Origin of the sequence: Paenibacillus odorifer (assembly GCF_000758725.1) — a bacterium.
Classification (GTDB): Bacteria; Bacillota; Bacilli; order Paenibacillales; family Paenibacillaceae; genus Paenibacillus_AQ; species Paenibacillus_AQ odorifer.
Genome location: NZ_CP009428.1, coordinates 6,347,493 through 6,373,706 on the forward strand (window position 1 = coordinate 6,347,493; position 26,214 = coordinate 6,373,706).

At 43.6% G+C, this 26,214-nt stretch carries 17 protein-coding genes; all 17 read right to left on the bottom strand.

Features of this window, described 5'->3' with window-relative positions; genetic code table 11:
* Position 1 precedes the first annotated feature (1 nt).
* Entirely contained in the window at positions 2-289 is a 288-nt protein-coding gene (gene flgM / locus PODO_RS27785) for a flagellar biosynthesis anti-sigma factor FlgM (RefSeq protein ID WP_036678454.1), read from the bottom strand.
* A gap of 103 nt (positions 290-392) precedes the next feature.
* On the bottom strand, positions 393-803 hold the full coding sequence (locus PODO_RS27790; RefSeq protein ID WP_038574933.1) for a TIGR03826 family flagellar region protein: 411 nt from the start codon (positions 801-803) through the stop codon (positions 393-395).
* Positions 804-972: 169 nt separating this feature from the next.
* Positions 973-1,827 carry a ComFC family protein gene (locus PODO_RS27795; protein WP_076099675.1) on the bottom strand — a complete coding sequence of 285 codons (855 nt, stop codon included), beginning with the start codon at positions 1,825-1,827 and terminating at the stop codon, positions 973-975.
* Complete coding sequence (locus PODO_RS27800) at positions 1,824-3,836, bottom strand: ATP-dependent helicase ComFA (RefSeq protein WP_038573619.1); 2,013 nt, start codon at positions 3,834-3,836, stop codon at positions 1,824-1,826. Before PODO_RS27800 ends, PODO_RS27795 begins: the two co-directional genes overlap by 4 nt.
* Positions 3,837-3,974: 138 nt before the next feature.
* A complete protein-coding gene (locus tag PODO_RS27805; protein WP_051491194.1) occupies positions 3,975-4,418 on the bottom strand; it encodes a glycosyltransferase family A protein in 444 nt (147 codons plus the stop codon).
* Between the two features lie 135 nt (positions 4,419-4,553).
* Positions 4,554-5,276 carry a response regulator transcription factor gene (locus tag PODO_RS27810; RefSeq protein WP_036681509.1) on the bottom strand — a complete coding sequence of 241 codons (723 nt, stop codon included), beginning with the start codon at positions 5,274-5,276 and terminating at the stop codon, positions 4,554-4,556.
* A gap of 4 nt (positions 5,277-5,280) precedes the next feature.
* Complete coding sequence (locus PODO_RS27815; RefSeq protein ID WP_036681511.1) at positions 5,281-6,441, bottom strand: sensor histidine kinase; 1,161 nt, start codon at positions 6,439-6,441, stop codon at positions 5,281-5,283.
* A 57-nt stretch (positions 6,442-6,498) separates the two neighbouring features.
* Positions 6,499-9,231: a stalk domain-containing protein gene (locus PODO_RS27820; RefSeq protein ID WP_080742649.1), complete on the bottom strand. Its 2,733-nt coding sequence runs from the start codon at positions 9,229-9,231 to the stop codon at positions 6,499-6,501.
* A gap of 214 nt (positions 9,232-9,445) precedes the next feature.
* Positions 9,446-13,480: an Ig-like domain-containing protein gene (locus tag PODO_RS27825; protein WP_052097366.1), complete on the bottom strand. Its 4,035-nt coding sequence runs from the start codon at positions 13,478-13,480 to the stop codon at positions 9,446-9,448.
* Between the two features lie 200 nt (positions 13,481-13,680).
* The gene (metK, locus tag PODO_RS27830) at positions 13,681-14,883 is read right to left on the bottom strand and encodes a methionine adenosyltransferase (RefSeq protein ID WP_036681514.1); all 1,203 of its coding nucleotides are present in this window, start codon (positions 14,881-14,883) and stop codon (positions 13,681-13,683) included.
* A 339-nt stretch (positions 14,884-15,222) separates the two neighbouring features.
* Entirely contained in the window at positions 15,223-15,492 is a 270-nt protein-coding gene (locus PODO_RS27835; RefSeq protein ID WP_036681516.1) for an alpha/beta-type small acid-soluble spore protein, read from the bottom strand.
* Between the two features lie 153 nt (positions 15,493-15,645).
* Complete coding sequence (locus tag PODO_RS27840) at positions 15,646-16,185, bottom strand: hypothetical protein (protein ID WP_038573625.1); 540 nt, start codon at positions 16,183-16,185, stop codon at positions 15,646-15,648.
* A gap of 87 nt (positions 16,186-16,272) precedes the next feature.
* Complete coding sequence (locus tag PODO_RS30265) at positions 16,273-19,125, bottom strand: Ig-like domain-containing domain (RefSeq protein ID WP_052097368.1); 2,853 nt, start codon at positions 19,123-19,125, stop codon at positions 16,273-16,275.
* 500 nt (positions 19,126-19,625) lie between these two features.
* Positions 19,626-19,967, bottom strand: coding sequence for a hypothetical protein (locus tag PODO_RS27850; RefSeq protein ID WP_036681520.1), 342 nt, complete (start codon positions 19,965-19,967; stop codon positions 19,626-19,628).
* Between the two features lie 155 nt (positions 19,968-20,122).
* Positions 20,123-24,049: an S-layer homology domain-containing protein gene (locus tag PODO_RS27855; protein WP_038573627.1), complete on the bottom strand. Its 3,927-nt coding sequence runs from the start codon at positions 24,047-24,049 to the stop codon at positions 20,123-20,125.
* Positions 24,050-24,209: 160 nt separating this feature from the next.
* Positions 24,210-25,337 (bottom strand): glycosyltransferase family 4 protein, encoded by a 1,128-nt coding sequence (locus PODO_RS27860; protein WP_036681523.1) that lies wholly within the window; start codon positions 25,335-25,337, stop codon positions 24,210-24,212.
* A gap of 116 nt (positions 25,338-25,453) precedes the next feature.
* A complete protein-coding gene (locus tag PODO_RS27865) occupies positions 25,454-26,209 on the bottom strand; it encodes a WecB/TagA/CpsF family glycosyltransferase (protein ID WP_038573630.1) in 756 nt (251 codons plus the stop codon).
* Positions 26,210-26,214 lie beyond the last annotated feature (5 nt).

Here is a 26,214-nt window from a genome sequence, read left to right on the forward strand (position 1 = left end):
CCTAATTCTCGGAGGATTGCTTAAAGTAAGGGGCGAGTTTCTCTGCTAGCTTAGATGCATCAACTTGATAGGTACCTGCGGAGACCTGCTGCTTTAGATTGTCGATCTTAAGTGCGCGTTCTGGATCATTCTTGCCAGTGTTTTGTGCTTGCAAGAGTTGAATCGCTTCATCAGAGATCGAAACCTCATCCTTGCGTGTGCTTTTCTTCATTTGTTCCTGCCTTTGCGCTTCCGCGCTGCGTTGATACGGATTAATCGCGTTAATTCGTCCGGTCTCGTTAATTTTCATAACTTCCACCTTCCTTCTAATATAAAAAAGCCGATAATCTTTACTAAGTTTATCGGCGTAGACTGAAACATTCTTTATAGCTGCAAACGTTTTTTTGCAGATTTTATAGGTCACGCAGCTTATCTATGGCACGATATGCACCATCAGATGTCTTTTTAGTAGTATCCTCAGCAGAATTTTCCTTGACAGCATTCGTGAGATCTTTCCTGAGCCGACTACGACAGCTGTCACACATATGGCCATCCCGAATCAGTGTACCACACACTTCGCAAGGGTACATCATATTGGGTGCATTAGCTATAGAAATCCGGCCTTCTCGAATAAAGCGGGTAATCTCTTTAATAGAAATCCCCGTAGCATCGGAGAGCTCCTGAATGTTGGTTCCTTTGTTTTCCCGTAAATAATTCACGCAGATCTCATATTCATGCTCCAGCTCTTTGATACAGGCCTGGCACAACCCCATAAGATTCTTGACAAACAACCGGCCGCACCTTGGACAATTGTCTAGATTCATAACAAGCAGCCGCTCCTCTCCGTACATTCTGTGCAATGCATAATATTCTTATGCTCCTAGATTACATGATTGCAAGGAATTCGTCTATGGGACAGAAGAAACGCTACCAACCGCAACTAATCCTTAATGGAATGGATATAGCTGTTCACAATCATGCATTTTCCGCGTTTTAGGAACGCGCCCAGGTTAGGCTATAGATTTCCGCAGCATAATCATGGTTTGAAACCATTTGTTTTAGAATTTCGGCGCAAGCACGAATCGTGCTTCCCGTTGTATAGATATCATCAACAATAATAATTCGAATAGGACGGCTTATAGGTGAGTTATCTTTCAGCCAATCCTTAAATAGTGTGGAGACTGCCGGATTCGCTCCAAAAGCATTCTTCATATCTGCCAGTCGCTCCGCACGTCCTTTAAAGCTCTGCTTAACCGTATGATGCGTACGAATTAGTAGCGGTAGCTGAGGAATCTTCCTATGACGAGATAGAACATTGGCCAATCTTTCGGCTTGATTGAAGCCCCGTTCTAGAAGCCTGGAATCACTGACAGGTACCGGAACTAATAAATCAGCTGACCAAAGGCTGTTTTTTATGTACCTTTTATGTTGAATAAGATGAAAAAACGATGCCTTCTGGGATGAAGAAGCCCCCTGCTGCTTTTCCTCCTTTAGGGTTAAATAAGCTCTATCCAGCATGAATCCAAGCAAAGGAGCATATCGTTCATTCCCGCGATATTTGTATTGACCAAGCCATTCTCTCATCTCGTTTGTGTAGGCTACCGCACTCCGGTTACAAACAATTGGCGTGGGTTCAGCGCTGCGAGTGCAGTCTGGACAGCCTACATGCCGCCCACATATCAAACAACGTGGAGTGCGTATCCAAGGAATGGATTCCGCACAATTCTTACAGATACCAGGCAGCTGTGAGGACTGTGGGCTGTACTTCCCGCAAGTTAGACATTGAGGAGCGGAGGAGGTAAGAAGGAAAGACAGGGATTTTCGTAACCCTGTAAGCTTGGGATTCATATAGCCCCACCTTTACTGATATATCCTTGGCGGTGAGCGATGATATTCATAGTACGAATCTGAGCAATCGCTCCACGCTGGGATCGGCTCCACTGTGGGGAGGCAAATACAACATGCCCATCAGGATCGTCTTTAGAACGTCCGGCACGGCCTGCCATCTGAACCAAAGAAGCTTCGTCAAAAAGGCCACTGTCTGCATCCAAAATAAACACATCACTGCGTGGCACGGTAACTCCCCGTTCCAGGATCGTAGTAGTTACTAACAAAGAGATGATACGGTTGCGAAAAGCAGTCACCTTCTCTGCCCGAAATGAATCCTTGGACGAGGTGCCTTCAATAACCACGCCAGGAAAGCTCCGACGAAGCAGTACCAGCAAACCTTCGATATGAGCTATGCGAGACACAAACAGAAAAATTTGTGCTTTTCTGTTCAGTGACTTTCGAAGATTCTGTATAAGGGATCTTGGCATACTTCCACGCTTCAGACAGGTTAGAACAGAAGGCATATTCAAATGCTGCGGGATAGGCAAGGGATGACCATGGAAGCGGACAGGCACTCTGGCATGTGGAAGTTTGCCTAACCGGACCAAACGCTGCATTTCTTGTGGTGGCGTAGCTGATAAATAAATGGAAGAGCCGTCCACTTTACAGGCTTGTTCAGCGGCATAGGCCAACATAGGATCATTGTGGTAGGGAAACGCATCCAGCTCGTCGATGATTACGAGATCAAAACCTTGATGGAAGCGCAGGAGCTGATGGGTGGTAGCGAGCGTTAAGCGACCGCTCACCCAGCGATCTGCGCTGCCGCCATAAAGTACGGCGATGTCCTCCGCCGGAAAAGCCCGGGCGAGCCGCGGCGCGAGCTCAAGTACGACGTCGCGGCGCGGCGTCGCTACCAGCGCCCGCCCTCCGGCGGCGAGCACAGCCTCTAGGAGTGGGAAGATCATCTCCGTCTTCCCCGCTCCCGTCACCGCCCAGAGCAGAAACCGCTCTGGGCAGGTACTGGCGGACCGCTTGCGCGGCTCCGCCAGAAAACCCAGCGCAGTGCCAGCGGCTCCCGCCTGCGCTGGGCTCAGCCCCCACCGGCCTGCGGCCGCGGCGGGGTCAAGGGCGGCCGTGCACCGCACGGCCGGAAGTGCTGCGCTGCGCAACAGCAGCGCACAAGCCCGGCTGCGCCCAAGCGCGAGGCAGGCCTCGCAATAGGCGCAGCCCATAAGCCCGCACGCGGCGCATACCGTGCGACCGGTGGGGACGCTGCCGCAACGCAGGCAGCGCGAAACCGCGCGGCGAGCGACAGCGCCGCGCCGCAATATGTGCGGCAGCCTAGCCGCCGCACGCATCATAACGCCAGCTCCCGCAGGGAGCTGGCGGGCCCGCGCCCCGTGCGCAGCCGGGGGCGCACTGCCTACGGCGGCTGTAAGCAACAGCCGCCCCTGTAGATGCGCCAGTTGTGCCGCCTGGCGCCAGCAACCCCCTAGCTCTGGCAATTCTTCTGCCAGCAGCGCTTCTACTTCCGGCTCCAATAAAGAGCGCCCGGCCACAGCCCGCAATAATTGCTCTGAATCGAATTCTAGCAATCCAGAATCAAAACCCTTTTTTTCACTCCCGCAATACCTTTCGTTCTTCTTATTGTCCTGTTCTATTCCGAAACTCGATTTATTAGGCTTCCATATGAATATTCCATCATTCAGCCACTGTGACTCCCACAGTCCCCCTGCCTCTTTCTCCTCTCTCAACTCAGCCTCGAGCATTCTATTAATATATTGCCCCCACTCCTTAATCGCCCAGGTGCTCATTACGCTTCTTTGTTTGAAGCTGTCCCGGAGCTTCACAGCCCAACTTAGCGGCAACGCAGAAGAAAGCAGAACCAAACTATTCGCCGCTAAGGAACTCCCATCTTTCTTCTCCGGTCTAGCTACAGACCACCACCATCTATCTACCCTAAGATCTAATGAAATTCTAACCCTCCAGCTCCCCTTGCATTCCACAGCATATACAGCGACTTGCATAATAATCCCTCCTACCTTTCGCTTGTACTTAGCAGCTCCATATTTGATCCCAAATTCACGACTCCGTCTCCCCAAACGCAAAAAGCACACTCCCCCAGTTCTTGGAGAGTGTGCTTCACCCGTTACTTACATATTTACTTAAGATCTGTTGCGCTTTGATTCGCATCCCCTACTTCCTGCCATCCCCATAAAAGGCAGCGATACAGACTGCCCTGACAGCCGCAAGTCTACTACAATTCCTTCATGCTGCAATTCTTCACTCATCTGAAGAGAGTACAAAGATGTTGCAAGATCGATAGAGCAGCCGCTAGCGGCCATTTTGGAAACTATCCCAAGTGTTCCATCGCTCGAACCATCATCCATGAACGTTACTCGCAATCGTTTTCCAGTTAGAAGAGCTTGAAATGTCAGTGCCCGAATGTACCATTCCACAACAGATTCATGATTGCGGGTAATAAAAATATAATGAATCCATTTTCCGGACTGCGGTGTTTTACGCACCTTCTGCCGGTTATGCAACATATGAATCATCACTGCAGCGGATACATAAACAACCGCAATCCATATCAACTGGGCTACCATGGAGATGCACCTCCTCTGTATACCAACACTATATGCCGGCATTAAAAGGTCGGTGACTGCCTAGAACACCCATCAGGGAAGCAAGCTGTGTCTACTTAATTTCTTTCCTATATGTAACGTATTACTGTGAAGCTTTTACAAGGTTACCCAGCCATATTTAATCGAATTAATAACGGCTTGAGTCCGATCATCCACTTCCATTTTTTGCAAAATACTGCTAACATGGTTTTTAACTGTTTTTTCACTAATGAATAAATATTCACCGATCATTTTATTGCTCTTACCTTCAGCCATTAGACGCAGCACTTCTGCTTCACGGCGGGTCAGAGGATTGTTATCGCCAGCAATAAATTTAACACCAGCTTCCTTCACCACTGTATCTGTAGTTACACCAGTCTCGTTAAGGTAAGTCATACGCCGCAATTGATTGATAAGCTTTCCAGTAACCTTTGGATGGATAAAGGCATGTCCTTCACAGACCGAACGAATGGCATTAATAAGGGATTCGGCCTCCATATCCTTCAATAAATAACCATTGGCGCCCTTACGAAGGGTTTCAAATACATAACTCTCATCATCATGAATGGATAAAATAATTACCTTAACCTCCGGGAACATTTCCCGAAGTTTTTGAGTGGCTTCTACGCCGTTCTCAACAGGCATATTGATGTCCATCAATACGATGTCCGGTTTAGTCCCGTTACAAAACTCTAATACCTGAATACCGTCGCCGCACTCCCCTATGACCTCGATATCCTCCTCCATATTCAAAATGCGTTTCAGCCCTTCACGAAAAAGCTGATGATCATCCGCCAAAAGAACCTTAATGGGCGTTTTACTAGAGTTTAAGTTCTCCATCACACTACTCCTTCCCCTTCTCCACATTCGTCGGAATATGGATCACGATTGTTGTCCCCTGATTCTCGGCTGATACAATTTCCATTCTTCCCTCAAGCAGTTCTACACGTTCCCGCATACCTACTAGCCCGAAGCTTTCCCGATTACCTTGCTGATTTTTTAACTTTTGTACATTAAAGCCTAATCCGTTATCTTTAATCACAATCTTAATTAACTGCGCTTGGTATGTAATCTCCACCAATACGAAGCTTGGGTAGGCATGTTTTGCTGCATTAGACAATGCTTCCTGAACCAGACGGTATACCGCCGCCTCCATCGCTGAAGATAGTCGGTGTTCCTGTCCTCGGGTTTCCAAAGTCGTCCGCAGTTTCGTTTTCTCTTCAAAATCATGCACATATTTCCGCAAAGTCGGAATTAAGCCCAAATCATCGAGAGCCATCGGTCGTAAATTAAAAATAACCTTACGCATTTCTTCCAGGCTGTTACGTACCTGCCCTTTTAAATCTACTACTTCGTCCTGCACCAGCCCAAATTCCTGCTTTACCAGCATTCTTTCTACAATTTCCGTCCTAAGGACTAGATTTGCCAGCATTTGAGCGGGACCATCATGAATTTCCCGGGCAATTCTCTTCCGTTCTTCTTCTTGAGCCAGGATAATTTTGAGTCCGATCATCTGTCTGTTCTTCGCAGATTCGACAATTCTCGTCACTTGGCCTAGTTCTCCCGACAAATATTCGAGCACTACGCTCATTTGCGAACCAATTGACTCTGCACGCTCTACAGAATTTTCGACACTGCGCACTCGCATTTGTAATTCATCACGTCTGCTTCGAAGATAGACCTCTCGCTCACGCGTCATCATGAGTTCGAGCTGAAGCTCCGTAGCCTTCTCATAAGCAATACGGATATCCTTCTCTGAGTAGCGGACAAAGTCCCGGCTGACCTCTGTCAGCCGGATTCTGGAGCGGTGATACTGTAGCTCCAGCTTGTCTACCTTTTTCAATGTTTCATCCGTTTCGTCCATGACCCGCTGCAGTTCCTTGTTGAGTGCAGCAAGTTCATCACGTGCAACCTGCAATATTTCAAAAATCTGATACTTGCTGCTCTCCATCACGTCGATGGTATTTTTAATAACGCGATCAATCGCATCGGCTTGAAATTCCACGGATGCTTGCCCCTTTTCTATCGGATCGTATTAAGGTTTTCCTTATATATTAACATATCACGATTCGATAGTTACGGTCTTCGTTTTCTGTTCCCATTTTACAGTTAATCCTAACTGTTCAGAAACCAGTCTAAGAGGTACTAAAGTCCTACCCTGTAAAATAATAGGTGCTACTTCAGCACTTTGTCGCTTACCATTTAACAGGTATTCCTTTTTATTTACCGTCAGATCCAGTGCCTTGGCTCCGCGCAACACCATGATCTTCTTATTCACCTGATCCCAGGTAGCATTCCCTCCAAAAGCATCCAGCACATAACGGATCGGCACATAAGTACTGCCGTCTTTCACAATTGGAGCTACATCAATAGCCTTCTTATTTCCGTTTACGGTCATTGCTTTGGAGCCGATGCTCATCGAAGCCGTACCCTTTGGTAACCCTGCATCACTGGAAAGTGAAGGCATTGTGAAGGTGATATTATCAAAAGCAACGGTACCTGTCTTCGCCCGTTCATCTTGGCCTTCCTCTACATTGACTACATAAAGTCTCTTCAGCGTAGCCGGGAATTTAATCCCTGATCCTGACAAGTCGATGTTTATGTTCTTCCAACCGTTCCAATCGATAATCTTCGCAAGATCTACATAGGCTGTAGCTCCACTATTGTCTACAAACTCAGCACGCAGCCAATTTAAGCTCATATCGCCCATCACATCAACTGACATCGAAGTTGCAAGCGCTGGAACGGCTTTTCCACTTGTGCCGTTAAGTTGAGCATAAGCGTACATTTTACCGCTGCCAGCCGTCATATCATAACTGAGTGACAGCACCTTGGAGCCTACTCTTTCAGCCGATCCGTCTACTATTGTTGCAGTCCCCTGTACCGCTGGCACATTGGTAGTAAAGTTGACTGGATAACTTACCTTCTCGAAATCTTCCCATGTTGTAGCTGCTGCTGTCGATAATACAACCGCTGTGCTAAATCCATCATAACGAGCAATAGCGTAACCTGTAGTAACCCCTGCATCCACAGAGTTTACAGTAAGCTTGCCATTTTGCACGACTCCCTTAAAGCCTACAAACTCCCACTTCAGCGCTGAATCTGGAACGCTTATGGTTGCTCCACTCTTCGTAGCGGCCTTTACAGGGACAGATACAGTTGTCCCAGCTGTCAGTGGCGCTGTAGCAGTGCCTACACTCATGCTGGATAGATCATCTCCACCCAAGACTGTAAGGGTTGTAGAAGCGCTTGCTACGCCGCTTTTAGCCGTTAAGGTAACGGTGCCTGGCTTCACTGCCGTTACTTCTCCTGCACTTACAGTTGCGCTTCCTCCACTTGATGTCCAAGTAGGATTGCCTGCTGCTACATCTATAGGGTTATAGTAAGTGTCATAACCTTTTAACGAATAAGTAGCCTTTTGTCCAACTAATAGCGAAGTGCTTCCGCTAATTTTAATTCCTTTTACTTCACCTTGTGGTGCGTTAGTATAAACACCAAGCGCGTTAACAATGCTGCGCTGCTCTGTGCCATACTCTGTATTAAAGGTTAGTGTGGCTGAGCTTTCACCAAGAGGCCGGTCTACCATCGTTGTAGAGCCGCCTCCGTCTAAGTTAAGCCCTTTCCAGACTCCAATATTGGTCATAAAAGATTGCAGCTCGGTCAATGACATTCCTGAGCTGTTGCCATTTTTTTCAGTAGCTATGATATATACATAACGTCCATCCTGAGAGTATCCTAAAGCCGTACGTGCACGATAACCGCCAATACTGCTAGTCGAGCGAGAGAACGTTGCAGCTTTTCCGTTATTCACAAGAATCGTATGTCCACCAATCATTGTTTGCAGATTAGCAGGATCTAGCGATTGCTGCGTAGTCTTGGATTTCAGGGAGTACACACTTGTTACCGGTTGTCCAACAGTCAGATGGGCAGTAACATACCGTGCGGCTAAGCCATGGGCCCGCAAAATATAAGCTCCCTTTGGAACCGCTGTAGGAAGCGCAGCATTTTCAGATATTTGAGTAACTACGCCGTTCTCAACGAGCACCTCTGTCGGTGTGGTTGAGCTGTTTTTGGGACGATCGAGTGCGGTCCATACATCCGTATAGATATACATTGCATTAGCATGGCTATAAGTCGAGCTCCCACCTTCAGGACTATAAGCACCTTTATTGATACCGGATATCTCAAACTGTGCGCCGTCAGGTGCGGTTATCATTCCTTCAAAGCTGAACTCATCAATAAGAGGCTTACGGTCCTTAGTCACTGCAAAGGCATACATTCCATCCAATTGCGAAGGGGTGGATACCAATACTCCACTGGATACTTGTCCACCAATCGGAGCACCTTCCCCGCCTGTATTAAAATAATCTCCGTTTACTGCAGCCACGGCTCCAGTTTCCTTAGCCATCCCACCAGTACTTTGACGTGTTGTCAGGTTTCCACCTTTACCTGTCATAACATCTAAAGAAACATATGGATTGTTGAGGTCAACGCGAATAACATCCGCCAAGCCAGAAGCGCTCGCTCCTGAACGTGTAGCCGTATATTTGTATTTCATCATAATGGCGCCCGAAGTAATTACTTCTTCTCCCAGCTTGCTTACTTTAAAATTAGATGTGGCTGCGGCAGCAATTGGTGTGGAACTATGACCAAACATAGCTAAGCCTTCACTGCCAATTACCGGCATAATCCACAACACACCTGCTAATGAAGCGGCAACCCATTTTTTAGTAGATGATAATTTCATTCCCCGAACAACTTCTCTACTCTTCTTCTCCATGAAAACTTCATTCATTTCGACGTAACTCTCCCATCTCTTTTTTACTCTTCAAGTCCGTTATCAAAAGTCTGGAAACTGGTTCCTATTTTTCTAGTACTCTTTTAATAGACTGAAAATAAGCGAAAAAGTTGCGAAATTGAGAGATTTCAAGCTTTATAGAGTCTCGTAACACAAACTGTTAACATAAAAAAAGCCCAGCAGAATGCCAGGCTTTACCAATCTATTTATTCTATAAATAATCTGTTTGCTTCAGCATCCGATGCAACATCACAGCAGCTTGTGCACGAGTGGCATTACCCTGAGGCTGGAACTCACTTGTGGTCATTCCCAAAATAATCCCCGATTGCACAGCTTTAGCTACGAATTCTGCACTTTGATTCTGAATTTTGGACTTATCCTTAAAGCGAGCCAGTGTTGAGGCAGAAGTGCCGCTTAATGTAATAGGATGTTTGGTGTATTCCATTGCCCGAATCATCATGATTGCCATCTGCTCACGAGTGATATTATCATTAGGCCGGAAGGAGCCATCCGTGTTGCCTGTAATAATACCTGCCTTAGCTGCTGCACCAATATAGTCTCCCGTTTGTGTGGAAGGCTGCACATCCCGGAAGCGCTGTGCGGTCTCGCGATCGCCTAGCAAACCAAGTCCCCGGCTAAGCATTACTGCAAACTCTGCACGGGTAATCTTTTTTTCTGGACCAAATGTAGTCCCGTAACTGCTATCGATGATAGTCTTTGCACTAAGCTCAGCTACGATTGAATTACTCCAATGTCTACTCATATCTGAAAAGGCCCGGGTTGATATAAAGGTTCCTAACACCTGATTACCCTCCGTACGAGCACGAATAATCGTATAGCTACCTACCGTACTTACTTTTGTTGGCAGATAGGCTGCATCGTAATAGGAAAGATCCAGTCTAGCAGCAGATGTCTGCGCATTGTTCAATGAAGAAGTTGTACGCACAGTGTATTCTCCAGGTACCGATAATGCCTTAGCATTAGAATAATTGCTGCTTACTATCGCAGTCACCCGGACATCCATAAGACTAGTAACGCTCTGCATCCCCATAGTTTTTAGCTTTTGCTCAAATGGGGAGAACGTACCTGCCGGAACCTTTTCTAAGCGGAACACCAGCGAGATATTTTTACTGTCTGCAATCAAGCTTGTCGCTAATCCGTTCATATCGATATCGTCTAATCCTACGCTATATAAGTGATCGCCATAACGTATCATAAATTTTGTGGTTTTACTGCGATTTACAGCATCAAGCAAAGGCTTTAAAGGAACAGTCACATAGGCCGATTGTTCTGTAGCAGGCACCTCAAAAGCTAATGTATCACTACTTGCCTTATACAGATATTCAAAACTGGCCGTCAGGCGATCTGTGTTTAAGGTATATCTTTTTACAGATTGATTGTATAACGAACGGTCATCCACGATTTGTGAAGAGTCACTCTTCAGCAGCGCGTATTCTTTTCCAAACTCACTTGTTGCAATCGTCCCTAGATAGGATGGACGATTTCCCGTTCCGGTGCTCACGCCGGTTAGGTTCTTAACAGAAAGTGAAGAGAAGGAGGACAGTATATTACCACTTAAATCCTTGATCGTACCTGAACCTGACATATAAGACAAATCAACAGTTTGCCCGGTTTTTACTGCTGAGGATGTTGTTATTTTTAAAATATCCCCTGACAAAGTGTAGTTTTGTACACCCATACTGCTTCCATCTGCTCTAACTCCGAACTGATTAGCATAGAGGGAACCAGATGCCTGCATGTTTTTACTGAATGTAACCGTAAGCTCGTCGCCATTGATGGTGGCAGAACTAATCTCAGGTATGCTAGTGCCGCTATTTTCCGAGATGGACACAGGCTGCAGGTTAATATAAGCTGCACGGTTTCCATTTAAATCGCTTATTCCGGTAGTCCCCGGAACATAGGATAACGTAACATTCTGATTCACCGTCAAAGCACTCTGGAGCGTTAGCGTGACCTGTGAGCCACTGACGGATACATTCGTAACATAGTTAGGAGTGCTGCCAACAAGCACAGAGAACTGGCTGTTCATCGGGAGGTTTGTCGTTGACAAGCCTTCATTGTAATTCAGAAGGATTTTATTGCCACCTCCGGTTGCACTTTGGAACACGGGTGGAATTGTATCGTTGCTGTTGCGAATGTAGAAATCTGTGAAATCCGCAATATTTTGTCCAAAAGAATTCTGCAAAGGATAAGAGCCTGCATAATAGGAGACACGAACGGTCTGGCCATTAGAAGCATCGCTATTTAACCCTAAATATACAGTGTTCCCGCTGGAGCTTATGGAGTTGACCCCTAGAGATCCCCCATCTGAAGTCACTAGAAACTGACTATGTGCGTAAGAGGAAACTGCCTTTAAAGAGTCATTGAAATTCAACGCTACAGTTCTACCTGTGATCCGTCCATCTTTTGGTGTAGGCATGGAGGACTCGATAGTGTTAGTAACCTGCTTTGAGCTAAAGGTGCTGGCTGCATTTCCGCTTGGATCTTGAATGGTCCGCAGACCACCTGTATAGCTAACCTTCACGTTCTGTCCAACCGCTACCCCTGTACTGAGTACCACATAGGCGCTGTCTCCCTGGATATAGACACTTTCAATTGTACGATTCTCATCATTCACCGTAGCACCAAAGCTGGAGATCAACAGTGCAATGGAAGAGTTGAGACTCTCATTGTATTTTAAACGAATGGTCCGATTGTTCTCGAGTGATGCAGATGTGAGCTGTGGAGCTGTTTTATCCTGAGACAAGGTCCGGAAGCTCCATGAATTTTTGCCGCTTAGTCCATCATAGATAACACTAGCATCAATAGCGTCTACAAAAGCTCCTTTAGCAATATCAATATAATAGGTTGAGTCGCTATCTAAAGCTGTTTTAGGCGTAATTACATATTCGTTTGCAGCAGTTGTACTCCGGTTAACAGTAACCGCAACCTGTGCTCCACCACTTTTATAAAGCGCTACACCATTTTCCACAGCACTGTTATAATTCACATTACGATTGAATGTGACAGAAAATGATCTGTTGTTAGCTATGGATTCACTCCGGTCAGCTGGATTTAGCGCACTTACGTTAAGTCCTGTCAAAGAAGCCGTTGTAAATGTCCAGGTATACGCACCCGAAGCTGGAAATACATTTCCGTCTTGATCGTAAAAAGCTCCCTGCGGTATCGTCACCGTATACTGCGTACTGTTTAGCAAGGGTGATGCTGCTGATGCTGGAAGCAATGTTATAGTTCTGCTGCTTCCTCCTGTAACGGCTGGGGAGTTTACATTAAGCCATCTCGTTCTAGCATCGTTAGCTGCACCTGGAGATACTGTTATGGTTCCAGCTGCAGGCATCATAGGACGATCAAATGTAAGCTGTAGGGCACCAGTGGTAGACACCCCACCTGATCCGTTTGCCGGTGCAGGAGTCACTGGAATCTCTGCCACACCTTTAGTAGAGAAGCTCCACACATCACCGCTTGAAATTCCGGAATACGTTCGATTATCAACATCCTTAAAAGCATAAGAATCTATAAGAACATAATAGTTACTTCCGGAGGCCAATGTTTTATCCAATGTTAGTTTAACTGTAGTAGAGTTAGCATCAGTCTGAACGTTGACTCTAGTATCATCATCCTTAATTTTGAACTCTTGTACGGTTGCATTATCTGCAGACGACAAAATCCGGATGGAACCTCCACCTTTTATCAGGTTTTTATTTAAGGTTAGACTTAGCTCCTTAAGGGCTCCTGCATCCACTCTTGTATTATTAGCAGGTGAAAAGTTACCTGCCGTAATCGCTGTATTACTCTCAGGCGCAGTGGTAAATGCCCATGAAGTAACATCTGACTCATTACCATCATTATCCTTGAACAACCCCTTAGGGATTGTCACTGTATAAGTCTTGTTTGAAGTAAACTGTTGATTTAGCTTAAGCTCGTAATCTTTTGAACTACCAATAAGACCATAACTACCAATAGGAATCGTTAAAAAAGGTGAGCTATCACCTTGACCCGTAATAGTAATTTCACCTGACTGCGGGTTTACTTGACGATCAAAGCTCAGTCTAAGGGATGATCCGATAGTTACATAACTTGCTCCAGGCGCTGGTGAGACTGTTATACCAAACTCTGATGCAGCGTACACTGCTGAATTCCCTATTCCAATAGCAGGATAACCCGAACCAAGTACTAACTCTCCCGCTAGAATAAGTGCCGTCCATATTGAAATTTTTCTTTTCATTCCGTGATAGACTCCTCTCAAGCCATACTATCGTCTTTATGTATATTCTTATATTTCGGCTAAAAGGCTGGCAAAGTTTAGTAGTCTACTTCTCTATGGTTAGATTCACTAGCCCTGCTCGTTTTCGCACGCAAAATAACCCGCAGAGCTGACACCAAGGCCAACTTGCGGGTTAACATATTATAAGACCGTATGATGAATTACAACCCTGCTTGATCTCTTAGCAATTCTGCTTTATCTACGCGTTCCCATGGAAGATCTACATCAGTACGTCCGAAATGACCGTAAGCTGCAGTTTGTCTGTAAATCGGTTTACGCAAATCAAGCATAGAAATGATGCCCGCAGGGCGAAGATCAAAGTTGTTGCTGATCAGTTGAACCATTTTCTCTTCACTGATTTTACCTGTTCCGTATGTATCCACATTTATCGAGACAGGAGTAGCTACACCGATGGCATAGGCAAGTTGGATCTCACATTTGTCGGCCAAACCAGCAGCTACAAGATTCTTAGCTACATAACGAGCCGCGTAAGCCGCAGAACGGTCCACTTTAGTTGGATCCTTACCTGAGAATGCTCCGCCGCCATGACGAGCATATCCGCCGTATGTATCTACGATAATCTTACGGCCAGTTAGACCAGCATCCCCTTGAGGACCCCCAATAACAAAACGTCCGGTTGGGTTAATAAAGTATTTGGTTTCTGCATCAAGCAGTTCCGCAGGAACAACAGGCAAAATAACATGTTCTTTAATATCCGCCTGAATTTGTTCAAGAGAAATTTCCTCTGCATGTTGTGTAGATACTACGATAGCGTCTACGCGTACAGGTTTTTCATCTTGATACTCAATTGTAACTTGTGTTTTGCCGTCTGGACGAAGATAGTCCAAGGTTCCGTTCTTACGAACTTCAGATAACCGACGTGCAATACGATGTGATAAAGCAATCGGCAGTGGCATCAGTTCAGGTGTCTCGTTCGTAGCAAAACCAAACATGAGTCCTTGATCGCCCGCACCAATATTAGCTGTTTCTTCAGCTACTTGAGCAGGATCCCGGTGTTCTAAAGCAGAGTTAACACCTTGGGCAATATCAGCGGACTGCTCGTTAAGAGAACTCAATACAGCACATGTATTATAGTCGAAACCATATTTTGCACGTGTGTATCCAATTTCTTTGATGGTATTGCGTACGATGGCAGGAATATCAACATACTCTGATTTGGTACTGATTTCCCCGATCACCAGTACAAGACCTGTTGCTACTGCTACTTCGCAGGCTACACGTGCATTAGGATCATTAACTAAAAATGCATCCAATACTGCGTCGGAAATCTGGTCACAGATTTTATCCGGATGCCCTTCCGTAACGGACTCAGAAGTAAACAAATGACGCCCTTTAATAGACAAGTATAACAACCTCCCATATGGTTAGTCTGACACTGTATAAGGGATTCCTTAATGATAACAGGCCAAATAATTAAACTAAATAATATAAATAATTCAGGTTTGCCTGATTTCTTTTTATGAAGGATTTTCGCAAAATTTAATGCCTGCATTCACTAAACTCTTCAAAAAATGAACCTTTTCCATATGGAAAAGGTCTAAGGCTTTCCTCAAAAGTCATATTATCTTATTTAGGGGGTGGTGTCAATTAAACACAGAGCCCCCCGTGAGAGTATGAATATTGATTTCACGCTATAAAAAAGCAATATCAGATAAGGAATAAGGGTATCCTAACCCCTGATATTATTGAAAAAGAGACTGTTCAGCTTGCTTAATGAGTCTCTTCGTAATTTCTCCTCCAACAGACCCATTATCCCTTGAACTCAGATGCCCAAGGTACTGACTACGGCCAGAACCACTACCTCCGACTGCTCCTAACTCAGAAGCAAACTCCGTGTCTGCCCCGCCTCCATAATGAGCCCCATATAAACCAAATTCAGCTGCAATTTCATATTGCATTTGTTTCAGCATTGTCCGACTTTCAGGTACGACTGTACGATTATTACGTGCCATGTTACAGCACCTCCTGTGAATTTGTAAGATTACAGGAATATTGTGCGTCCATCACTTAATCTTCAATCGCGCCAATGATTTGTAACTTTGGAAAACAGTTTGAAGGTATGATTAAGTCCGTTTACGGGCATTATGAATATATATCATTACACATTATTTCAAGGTATATCCACCACGAACCATCACAACAAGACCAAGGGTTTGACCCTCTTGAACAGCTATACCACGACCATCACGAGGGAAGGACAATAAGTGGTTAGATGGTGCAGCTAGTCCATTTGTAAGATCTTTACCATCTGTTAAATCGGCCACACCATTCGCATCTTGTGAAACGATTACTGCTTTACCCGCGCGAACGATAAATTCAGCGCCTGCAGAAGCAATTAAAGTTTGGCCAGGCTTCACATCAACAATCACAGATTCATTACTACTATTTTGACCAGGTGTAGCTACTGGCGCTGTGGTTGCACTAGGCGCAGGTGTAGCAGTCGCTACCGGAGTCGTCACTGCACCACCTGAAAGTGCTTTCTGAATTTGCTGATCGACGTAGCTTTTAGTAACTACAGGATCATCCGTTGTGCCAGGCTGAGAACCAACACCTGCACCTTCAGCAGTAATGTTTAGCAAAGACCCAGCCCATATACCACCAGCCAGCAATACAGCAGCGGTTGTTACTTTCCATACCGATTTCAAAGAAGTTCCTCCTCATTATTGGGGATAAAAACCTATAAAAAAAGAATAGCCTCCGAAGAGGCTATTCTGTGCTTCGGTAATCGGAGATTACTTAGCGGAGATTTCTGTTTCGCCTTTGATCTTGTTGCCATCAGCATCGAAGATTGCAGCGTCTTTCTTAACTTTAACAATGATTCTGTTAACACCGTTGGCGTTAAGATCAAGTTCTTCTTTAGCACCAGCAGCGGAATCAATGATTTTCTTGGAGAATTTAACAGACCATTTTCCTTTATCAGATCCGTATTTAATCGGAGTGATAGAAAGAATGTTATCTGATGAAATTTTGTTGCTAGAATTAACATCAGTGTTGATGTAGAATTCCAGGTTCGCTTTCAAGTCAGCTTCAGTTGTAGCTTCATTCAGGTCTTTGGAGAATCCGAGAATCAGTTCAGTTGAACCTCCGCTGGATACTACAGCTGAATCAAACGCAGGGCTAATTCTGCTAGTCAGCTTACCTTTTTGTTGTGCAACTGTACCATCGATTACGTTACCAGCAGTATCAGTAACACCATTCACAGCAAAGACATAGTCTTTAGTTTCTGTGATGCTGGAGCTAGGGATATATACATATGCACGAGCACGAGTTGGGTTAGTAGCAGATGATACTTCTTCGCCTTTTTCGTTCAATGTTTTAATTGTAACGTAAGAAGTGCTTGGAAGACCAGCATTGTTCAATGTGTAGCTGTTTTTATCAAGAATTGTGGATGATTTCAAACCGCTAGCATCAAACAGATCAACAGTGATCAAAGCATCACCATAAGTGTCATCACCAACAGATTTGCTATCATAGAACTTGATAGGAGCAGCGCCATTAACAACCAACAATTCTGGAGCTTTATCGTCAGTTGAAGTAGATCCGATTGTTACAGGCAATACTGCAGCAGTCAGTTCATTTGCACTGTAGGATTTATCTACGAACAATCCTGCAGGAATACGCAATGTGTAGCTACCAGCAGTTGGTACACTTACACCAGTGATAGTGAAAGTACTTCCGCTACCTTTAACAAGACTAGAATTGTGAAGTACAGTTGTAGCTTCACCAGTAGTATCATTAATCAGTTGCAGGGTGCCTTTACCTTTGTATACAACATTTTCAGAGAATTTCAGAACCAGACCTTTATTAACAGCTGTAGTTGTGTAAGTAACACCAGTTACAGTAGGAGCTACAGTGTCTTTAGTAAAGGTAATTGCTTGGCTAGCAGCTGTTCCCAAAATGTTACCCAGAGTATCTTTTACAGAAGCTCCGAATACTACAGAACCAGTGAAAGTTCCAGTTGAAGGGAAGCTAGTCAATGGGCTTTGAAGGGTGAACTTCTTGCCATTGTCAGTAGTCAACACTTGGAACGTACCTTGGCTTTCACCAACGGAGTTCAACAAGCGAACATTACCAACCAAAGAAGCACGATCAACTGTTTTGTCGAACTCAACTTCAACATACTTGTCACTTACTGGAGTTACGCTCTTGATTACTGGAGCAGCAACGTCAGAAACTACAGTTACAGTAGTTTTGATTGGGTTAGGATTAGCTACATTACCTGCAAAGTCAGTAACGTTAAGCAACGATACATCGTAAGTTTTGCCGCTATCCAATGTTCCTGCAGACAATTTATACTCAGTGTAAGTATCATTTGTTACAGTTACAGTAGCAACTTGACCATTTACGTAAGCAACAATACCAGTAGTTTTAACTGGTTCGCTGAATTTCACGTATACATCTTTAGTAGTTGCTTTTGCAGTAGAGCTAGCAGAAGCAAGTGTTGGAGCAACTGTATCAGCAACAGTGATCAGTTGTGTGTAAGCTGGGATAGCTTCAGCAGATGTTGTTGTTACAGCATCGTTAAGAACTACAGTGTAGTTACCTTTAAGGAATTTAACTCCTGGCAGGGTAATAACAGCTTCAGTGTTGTCAGCGTTGAAGGTAACATTAGCATTAGCTACTTCGTTAACATCACTACCCACTTTAGTTACTTTTACTACGCCGTCGATAACTTTGCTGGATTCAGCCAGTGTATCAACATCGATTGAACGGTTAAATTTGATTACTACTTGTTTAGCATTTGGAGCTTCTGCGGAAACAACCTTAGGAGCTGCCAAAGTTACTTTTGTAGTGTAATCATGATCATTGTGTTTGAAGTTGATTGTAGTTTCAACGCCTGCTACAAGAGCAGTTGTCAATTCAACAGTTGTAGTAGTTTTGTCAGAGAAAGTAACAACTACTTTAGTTGGGCTCAATGCTTCAGCAGAAACGATTGTAGCTGCTTGGCTCAATTGATCAACAGCATAAGCTGTTTCAACTACCAAAGAACGGCTAGCGTTAGCTTTGAAGTTAGTGTCTTTAGCAACCAAACCTGCATTGATTACTGCTTGAGCATAACCTTTAGCCCATGCGGATGCAGAGTTATCAGTTGTAGTTGGTTGTTCCAATTTCAAAGCGCGGAACAATACAGCCGCAACTTCTTCAACTGTTACTTTACCGTTGTAATCGAAGATACCTTTAACAGTATCTTTACCTTGCATGTAGTTTACTGCAGTAACAGCTTCGATGTAAGGCACAGCCCAGTTCGATGCGTTGTAACCTTTGTCTTTGTAAGACAATTTGTTACTTACTTCAGTAAGGTCGAACAATTTAGTAACGATCTTCGCGAACTCAGCACGAGTAAGATCTTTTTCAAGGTGAGCTTGACCATCTGGGTATCCGTTGAGAATACCTTTCGCTGCCAAAGCATCAAATTTTTGTTGCGGAGTTGTTGCTGCGTCACCAAACGCTACAGAGGCAAACATCGAGAATGCCATTGCTGTAGATAATGCTACGGATAAAATTTTCTTCATAACCTTTTTTTCTCCTCCTTGGACGTTCATAAACTGAGATTTTTCTTTAGTTGAGTAGCTCATGTCACTCATTAGCCGATGCACCCCCTTTCCCGAGTTGAGCAAATTAAGTATAAATAATGTCTGTGACGGGTATCACAGAAACTGGTAAACGATTTTAGGACATGACAATACTAGATTCCTAATTATACCTAAGTATTATACAATGTGCCTCAAGTCACGTAAAGCTAATTTTTCCATTTTGTTAAATTGGCTTTACCAGCGGTTAATTTGAGCCCCTGTGTAAATGACTCTACACCTTAAACGCAGAAGATTTGAAAAAGTTGCGGTTTCTCAAAAAAAATCTTCTTTTTTATATTTTCCGGTGTGATCCCATTAGAAGATACATATGTATGTTCTACTAACTATTGTTAATCATGGGTGCCTACGGAAAACAGTATATCATAGTCGCTTTCTAAACGTCATTATGCAATATTTACTAAGAATCATTAACACTTGTACTATTAATTTAAACATTCCTACAAAAAACAAAAAAAGCGCCGTTGCCGACGCTTGCTTCTATTACATTGTTTCTAACGAATCTTCATAGATAATTGGATCAATTCCTGACGCTTCTCAGGACTCGAGTTCACATTGTCATACATTGCATCAATAGCTGCGCGGTTCTCGCGGTAGCTCTTCTCATGCTTGATTGTAGTATGAGACCATTCGATCAGAGCATTCTCAGTAACAACAAGCTCGTTGTATGAATCGTGGAATCCTGTTGCTTGTACAAGTTCTTCCATGACCTCTTGAGTGATCTCCTGTAGTGCCCGTTTAGCTGCAATTTCCTTCTCCAACACTTTTGCTCTATTCTCAAACATATTCTTGGCTTTCATGTAATCCAACTGTGCTTTTGATAAAATCGGTTTCATCGATGGCTTTCACCTTTCAGAAAATAATATTTTCTACATTATTGTATCGTAAATCGGTGCAGATTACAAAATTTATGTCGCTGGTAATTGTTATCTTTACATCAAAACTCCGACCTACGAATACTTTTCGCAGGCCGGAGCACTTTTTTTATTCTTTAGTTAAAGTTCTTAGGGAAGATGCTTGTACTCTTCTGTAAGAGTGCCACAGTAATCTTACCGGCCTCTGCTCTAGTCAACTTACCCTTCGGGTTAAAGTTATAGACGGGCTTCTTTTGGCCTGTAACAGTCACAGCGCTTCCTTCCATAATCTTAGCTTTAGATATAGCTTCAATTGCAGGACGTGAGTAGAAATCCATATTGCTTGTATCAACAAATGATTTGCTTAAGCTTGCCAGCAGTTTACTGTCATTCAAAGACATCTTGAGTTTCAACGCCCTAGCTATCATTACAGCGGCTTGTTCACGTGTTAAGGCTTGATCAGGCCCAAAGAAGCCATCACTGAGGCCTGTAACAATACCTGCCCTAGCAGCTGTCTCAATGTGTTTGAAATCCCATGTGGCCGCGACGGCTTCTGGCACAATATCAAAGAAGGTTTGTTTATTAGCATCATAGTTCAAAGGAATACTTAATGATTTCACCAACAATGTAGCGAATTCACCACGAGTGGTCAAATCATCCGCCCCGAATGCATCTGCTCGAAGATTAGTCATAAACCCTTTGGAATACAATCCATTCATTATATTTCTGCCCCATGGATGATTCGTAATATCAACAAAACCACGGCGCAGCTTCATAACAGTGTAATAACCAAATTCATCGAATGGAACGGTGATGGTATGTTTTTTCGTATCTACGACCCCGCCCAAATTCTCCCACTTACCTGAATCTGTATATCGGAATACTGTAATAGTCGATCCCACTTCATCCACAATGCTGGAGTTGAAAGTAAGCGTCAATTCACCACGTTGGGAAGGTACGATTTTTCTTGTTTGACTATACTGTGTAAAGTATCCAGTCTTTCCACTGGCATCCACGAAATGTGGGGTAACCCCGTTGGTCTCAAGATTAACGCCATCATTTCCTAGACCACCACTAAGCCAATAGATATCCGATACTCTCGAAAAGTTATTAGTAGAGACGGTTGATGTAAAGCGCAGGGCAAGATCCTGTGGAATCACAAGCTGCCCGCCCCCGCCTTCGGTTCTGTCGTCACTACCCGTTACGTTGATAATGTTCCCGTAATCATTCTTACGTTCAACAACGCCATCAGCGGGATCCGCGATACCAAACAACAGTTTTGTATTAGGATAATATTTTGCAGCACCAGAGCTAGTATATCCCTTCATAATCGTACCTTTAGGGAAGTTCAATTCCAAGGTTTTATTAAAGACACTATACTTCGTAGCTACCTTCTCCGCCATATATTGTGTATCAATCTGCACAGCACTGGCATAATACACATTTATGGTATCGCTTATTGTGGAGTTAGCACGAACCACTTGTATCTTAATAGGATTCGATTTGTCTGCTTTTAAACCCACATAATCATAGGTGAAGCGATCTTGATTTGGCAAATCCGTACGTTTTATTGCTTCTTCTTTGCCAATTATTACTTTAGTGGCACCTTCAGCCTCAATATCAAAACGAACAAAGTTTTTGTTAACAACAATTTGCTCACCTACTGTCGCTACAGGTGACAAAAGACGATATGGAGCAACTTCCCGCACTACTTCAAGACGTTGTGTAGTTCTTGCCCCTGTTTTGTTAATAAGCTCTAGGGTATAAACTTGACTTCCTGGGGCATCAAACTTAATGTCACGTAATCTTAAAATAAAGTTTTTAGCACTGCCAATGTAGTCATAATACAAACCATTTGCAGCCACTTCATCAGGATAACGTTTAGGACCAATAGGTCCAGCGGTTTCCGTACCGTCAATTAGCAGCTTATCTTGCCCCGTCGAAGTAAACACCAGAGTAGAGCCCTGATAAAGATTCAGCGTTGTAGCACCACTACCTTGTAGTACCAAGTCGAATTTATCTTTGCTTGTTGTATATTTTTCATCCTTATATACAATTTCAGCTGGCAATGCCAGCATGGCATTACGCTCGACTTCATTAGAAAGGGTTGTAGTTGTAAATGGTAAACGATTATCCCCTAAAGTAGGATGGAATTGTTTTACCCCAGAAATATTGGTATCAATGATGTAGATTTTAAGTTCTTTTTTGATAATACGTTGGTTACCAGCATTATCTCTTGAGACTCCAGTAAATACGATTTTATTCTCACCGTATACCAGTGGTCCCGTCTGACTGATTGTCACAGTGAAATTAAAAGTTGTTTTATTTACTGTTGAGTTTTTTTCTACTTCAAGCTTAAAAGGATTGCTAGTTAATGAGTTACTGTCTGTGCCGTTAATTTGCACTTGTGCATTTTCTATATTTTCGAACCCGATATATTCCCCAGAAACATTAAGTTTTCTTTCTACACTGGAATCGAATTCGTAGGTCTGACCATCTTGCAGATTACTTACATATATATAGTTTTTCGATACATATGAAATATCAGCATTATAGAAGGATTCTGATCCTTTATAACGGAATTGTACCTTTTGTTGACCATTAGAGAACCCTGATATTTTATAAATATATTCATTTGTTCCTGTGCCTGCAGTTACATAATCTATGGATAGTGGTTTATTACTCAATGGCAAATAGTTTGCAGTTATATCTGCCGGGGTTGTTGATCTATTTGTCTTCGCCATTATATAGAAACTATCCGTCTCTAACTGTTGGCCATTCAATGGCAATTTAGAGATATTGGTAAGATCACCTGAGCCTGTATATCCAGGAAGGTAGTACATTTCTGTTATAACAGTCTCATTTTTCAAAAATTTATATGAATAAAGATGAGAACTGCTGTGGCTGCCATAATCGACAGACAATTTAAAGTCATTTACACCCGCCAAGATTTCTAAATCAGCTGCAGTCTTAAATTTAACCAATTTATACGTTGGCGTAACGCCATCAGGACCAGGAATTGTTAATTCTTCTGTCACAGCACTAATCGTTACAACTTTTTCGGAACTATTACCTTTATTAAGAGTTAGCACAGCATTTGTTGCAAACGGAGCCACGTTATATGGAACTAAGATCTGTCCAGTAAAACCTGCAACACTTGGAGTCAAATCAGCAGTCAACGTAGGCACATTATCATTTAAGATATTATAGTCCGCATTGTCGTGGTTGATGTTCAAAGAAGCGTACGGTTGATCCTTATCAAAGAAATATACGGATCTGTCTATTGTTATTGAATCCGAAGCATTTTGAATAACAATCTTAAGCGTACTTAATCCCGGACTCAAGTTCAGCGCGGGGGTGAAAAATGTTCCGTCTTCCAATAGGGAAGTTTGTAATGCAGTTCCTCCATTCACGGAGACACTGACTTTAGTGGCATTCGTTACTTTACCTTGAAGAGTAACTGTAGATACTGGTACGACAACTTGTGTTCCTTCATTTAAATTAAGCGCAGAAGGACCACCCAAAACTTTTAATTCTGTTACATAGGGAACTTTATCATAAAGAACATAAAATGATTCTGAACGTTGGAGATTCCCTTGCATACCAGAAAAGGTCACCTTATTAAAACCTGTATACAAAACAAGACCAGATGCTACAAAACGGTTATCCGGGCTATTGGTATCTGTTGTTACCGCTCCCGTAGTCAGGTGAGTAGCATCTGTTACCCATTTATTAGATTGACTATCTTTTGTAAGCTGCTCTACAGTAACCTTCATCGTGGAAGATGTTACCTGAGAGTAGGTTCCTGTAATTGAAAAGGTAGGGCTACTTACTTTGTAAACACTAGAACGGTCAATAAGTCCCTCAGGATTAGGATTAGCTGTTGTTGCTACAACATCCTGTTTCAACAGAACAGTATTACGTAATGTGAGATCATCCGGACTGAAGAAAGTCGTGGAGCTCGTGGTAGCCGCTGCCGCTATGGGCGTGTATTTACCTGGGAACATAGAAACGATCAAAGCCGCCAGCATCAGCCAAACGAACGGTCTCTTAAAGCGTTGCATGTGTTATATCTCTCCTTTGAGTATAAATTCTCGTAAACCTTCACTTTGTTCTTTATCGGTCATAGGAAGCGATATTTTTAGGGAAAACAACAAAAAACTCATCCGAAAAGGGATGAGTTTTGTTAGTTATAGAAAATATTAGAATAATACCATTAATAAATTAAGATTTGGAACCTCTTTCCGGATTAGCCTTCATACGAATTCTTAAAAAGAAATCAATCAGCGGACGTTTAGTCTTACCGATCAAACCTGTAACTTCCGCACCGATCTGCAAGAAGAAGAGCATGATGCAGATGACTACAAAGGTAACCCAGTTCGCCTCGTAAAGAGCGGCAGAGGATTGAATAACAGCTAAAACTCCGAAAAATGCAGCAATACCATAAATAATGAGCACAGTCTGACGATGACTAAAGCCTAGCTCGCGAAGGCAATGATGCAAGTGACCTTTATCTGGTGCAAAGATTGGTTTCTTCTGCAGCTTACGGCGCACGATCGCAAAGAACGTGTCCGACAACGGTACACCAATAATAAGCAAAGGTGTAATAAACGAAACCACGGCAATCTGTTTAAACCCTAGCAAAGCAAGTAAAGCTAAGCAGAAGCCTAAGAACAGCGATCCCGTATCCCCCATAAAAATCTTGGCGGGATGGAAGTTGAAGAACAAGAATCCGATTATGCTACCCAGAAGCAACAGGCATAACATTGCAACCATCGTGTTACCCATCAAGAAAGCCATTACCGCAATCGTAGCAATCGCAATCCCTGATACACCAGCAGCAAGCCCGTCCAACCCGTCAATCAGGTTAACAGCATTGGTGACACCAACAATCCAGAAAATCGTAAGCGGGATAGCAATCCAGCTTTCTAATGAAGAATACGTATTGTTAAATGGAATATTCACAAAATCTACAGTAATACCAAAACCGAAAACTACAATACATGCTGCGACAATTTGGCCCAGCAGCTTCAACTTTGCTGATAATTCAAATCGGTCATCCAACCCTCCGATAAGTACAATCAGTCCGCCGCCACACAGCAGCGCTTTGATGAAGTTGGCCTCCCGCGGAGTGAACTCATATGGAATAATCGGCAATACGGCAAGCAGGCCTAACACAAACGCCAGAAAAATAGCTAATCCGCCAAGGCGGGGCATAATTTTCGTGTGCACTTTACGAGCATTCGGCACATCTGTCGCACCAATCTTAATGGCGAATTTTTTCACCAAAGGTGTGAGGCCAAGTGCGAGTCCCATGCATACGATAAATCCAGCGATGTATATGATTAACATTTGATCAGTCGACCCCCATTTCTCTACCGCATTGAATTATACGCTGTTACAAAAACAAATTCCAATCCCTTTTTTAGGCTATTCATCTGATTTTCTAGGTGAATATCGGCATTTGACTAGACTTTTGTTACTTTATCTTTCTCACGCACCACTTTTAATGCGAATTTCGGCAACGCAAGCATTCTTTTGTACCGCGTAGGCTCTTTTAATAAACGGTACAACCATTCAATTCTCATTTTTTGGAAAACTTTTGGCGCTCTCTTGCTCTTGCCAGAAATTACATCAAAGCTGCCGCCGACCCCCATCATGATCGGAACACCTAACTTGGATTTGTGTTTTGCAATCCATGGTTCCTGACTATCCGCGCCTCTGGCCACAAATAATAAGTCAGGATTGGTTTTAACAATTCCAGCAATAATTTCATCGTCCGATTCCGGACCAAAATAACCGTCATGATATCCTGCAATAATAACACGCGGATATTGCAATTGTAACCTTTCAGCGGTTTCCTGAATCACCTCAGGTGTAGAACCAAGGAGATATACCTTCCATCCATATCTTTCACCCTGTTGCATCAATTCATGTAACAGGTCAAACCCAGCTACCCGTTCGGTTACAGGCTCCTTACAATAATTAGCAGCCCATACCACACCGGTTCCATCTGGGACAACCAATTCAGCTGACTTCATTATCTCCATATAAGCTGGATCTTCCAAAGCAGTCATAACCATAATCGGATTAGCTGTAATCACTTGATGCGGGATACGGGTATGAACCGCCTCTGTCAAATAAGCAACAGTTGCTGCCATATCCACCTTGGAGACTCTAATCCCAAAAATAGGAACTGTAGGTACCGCGCTTTCTGCTTTCACTTTAG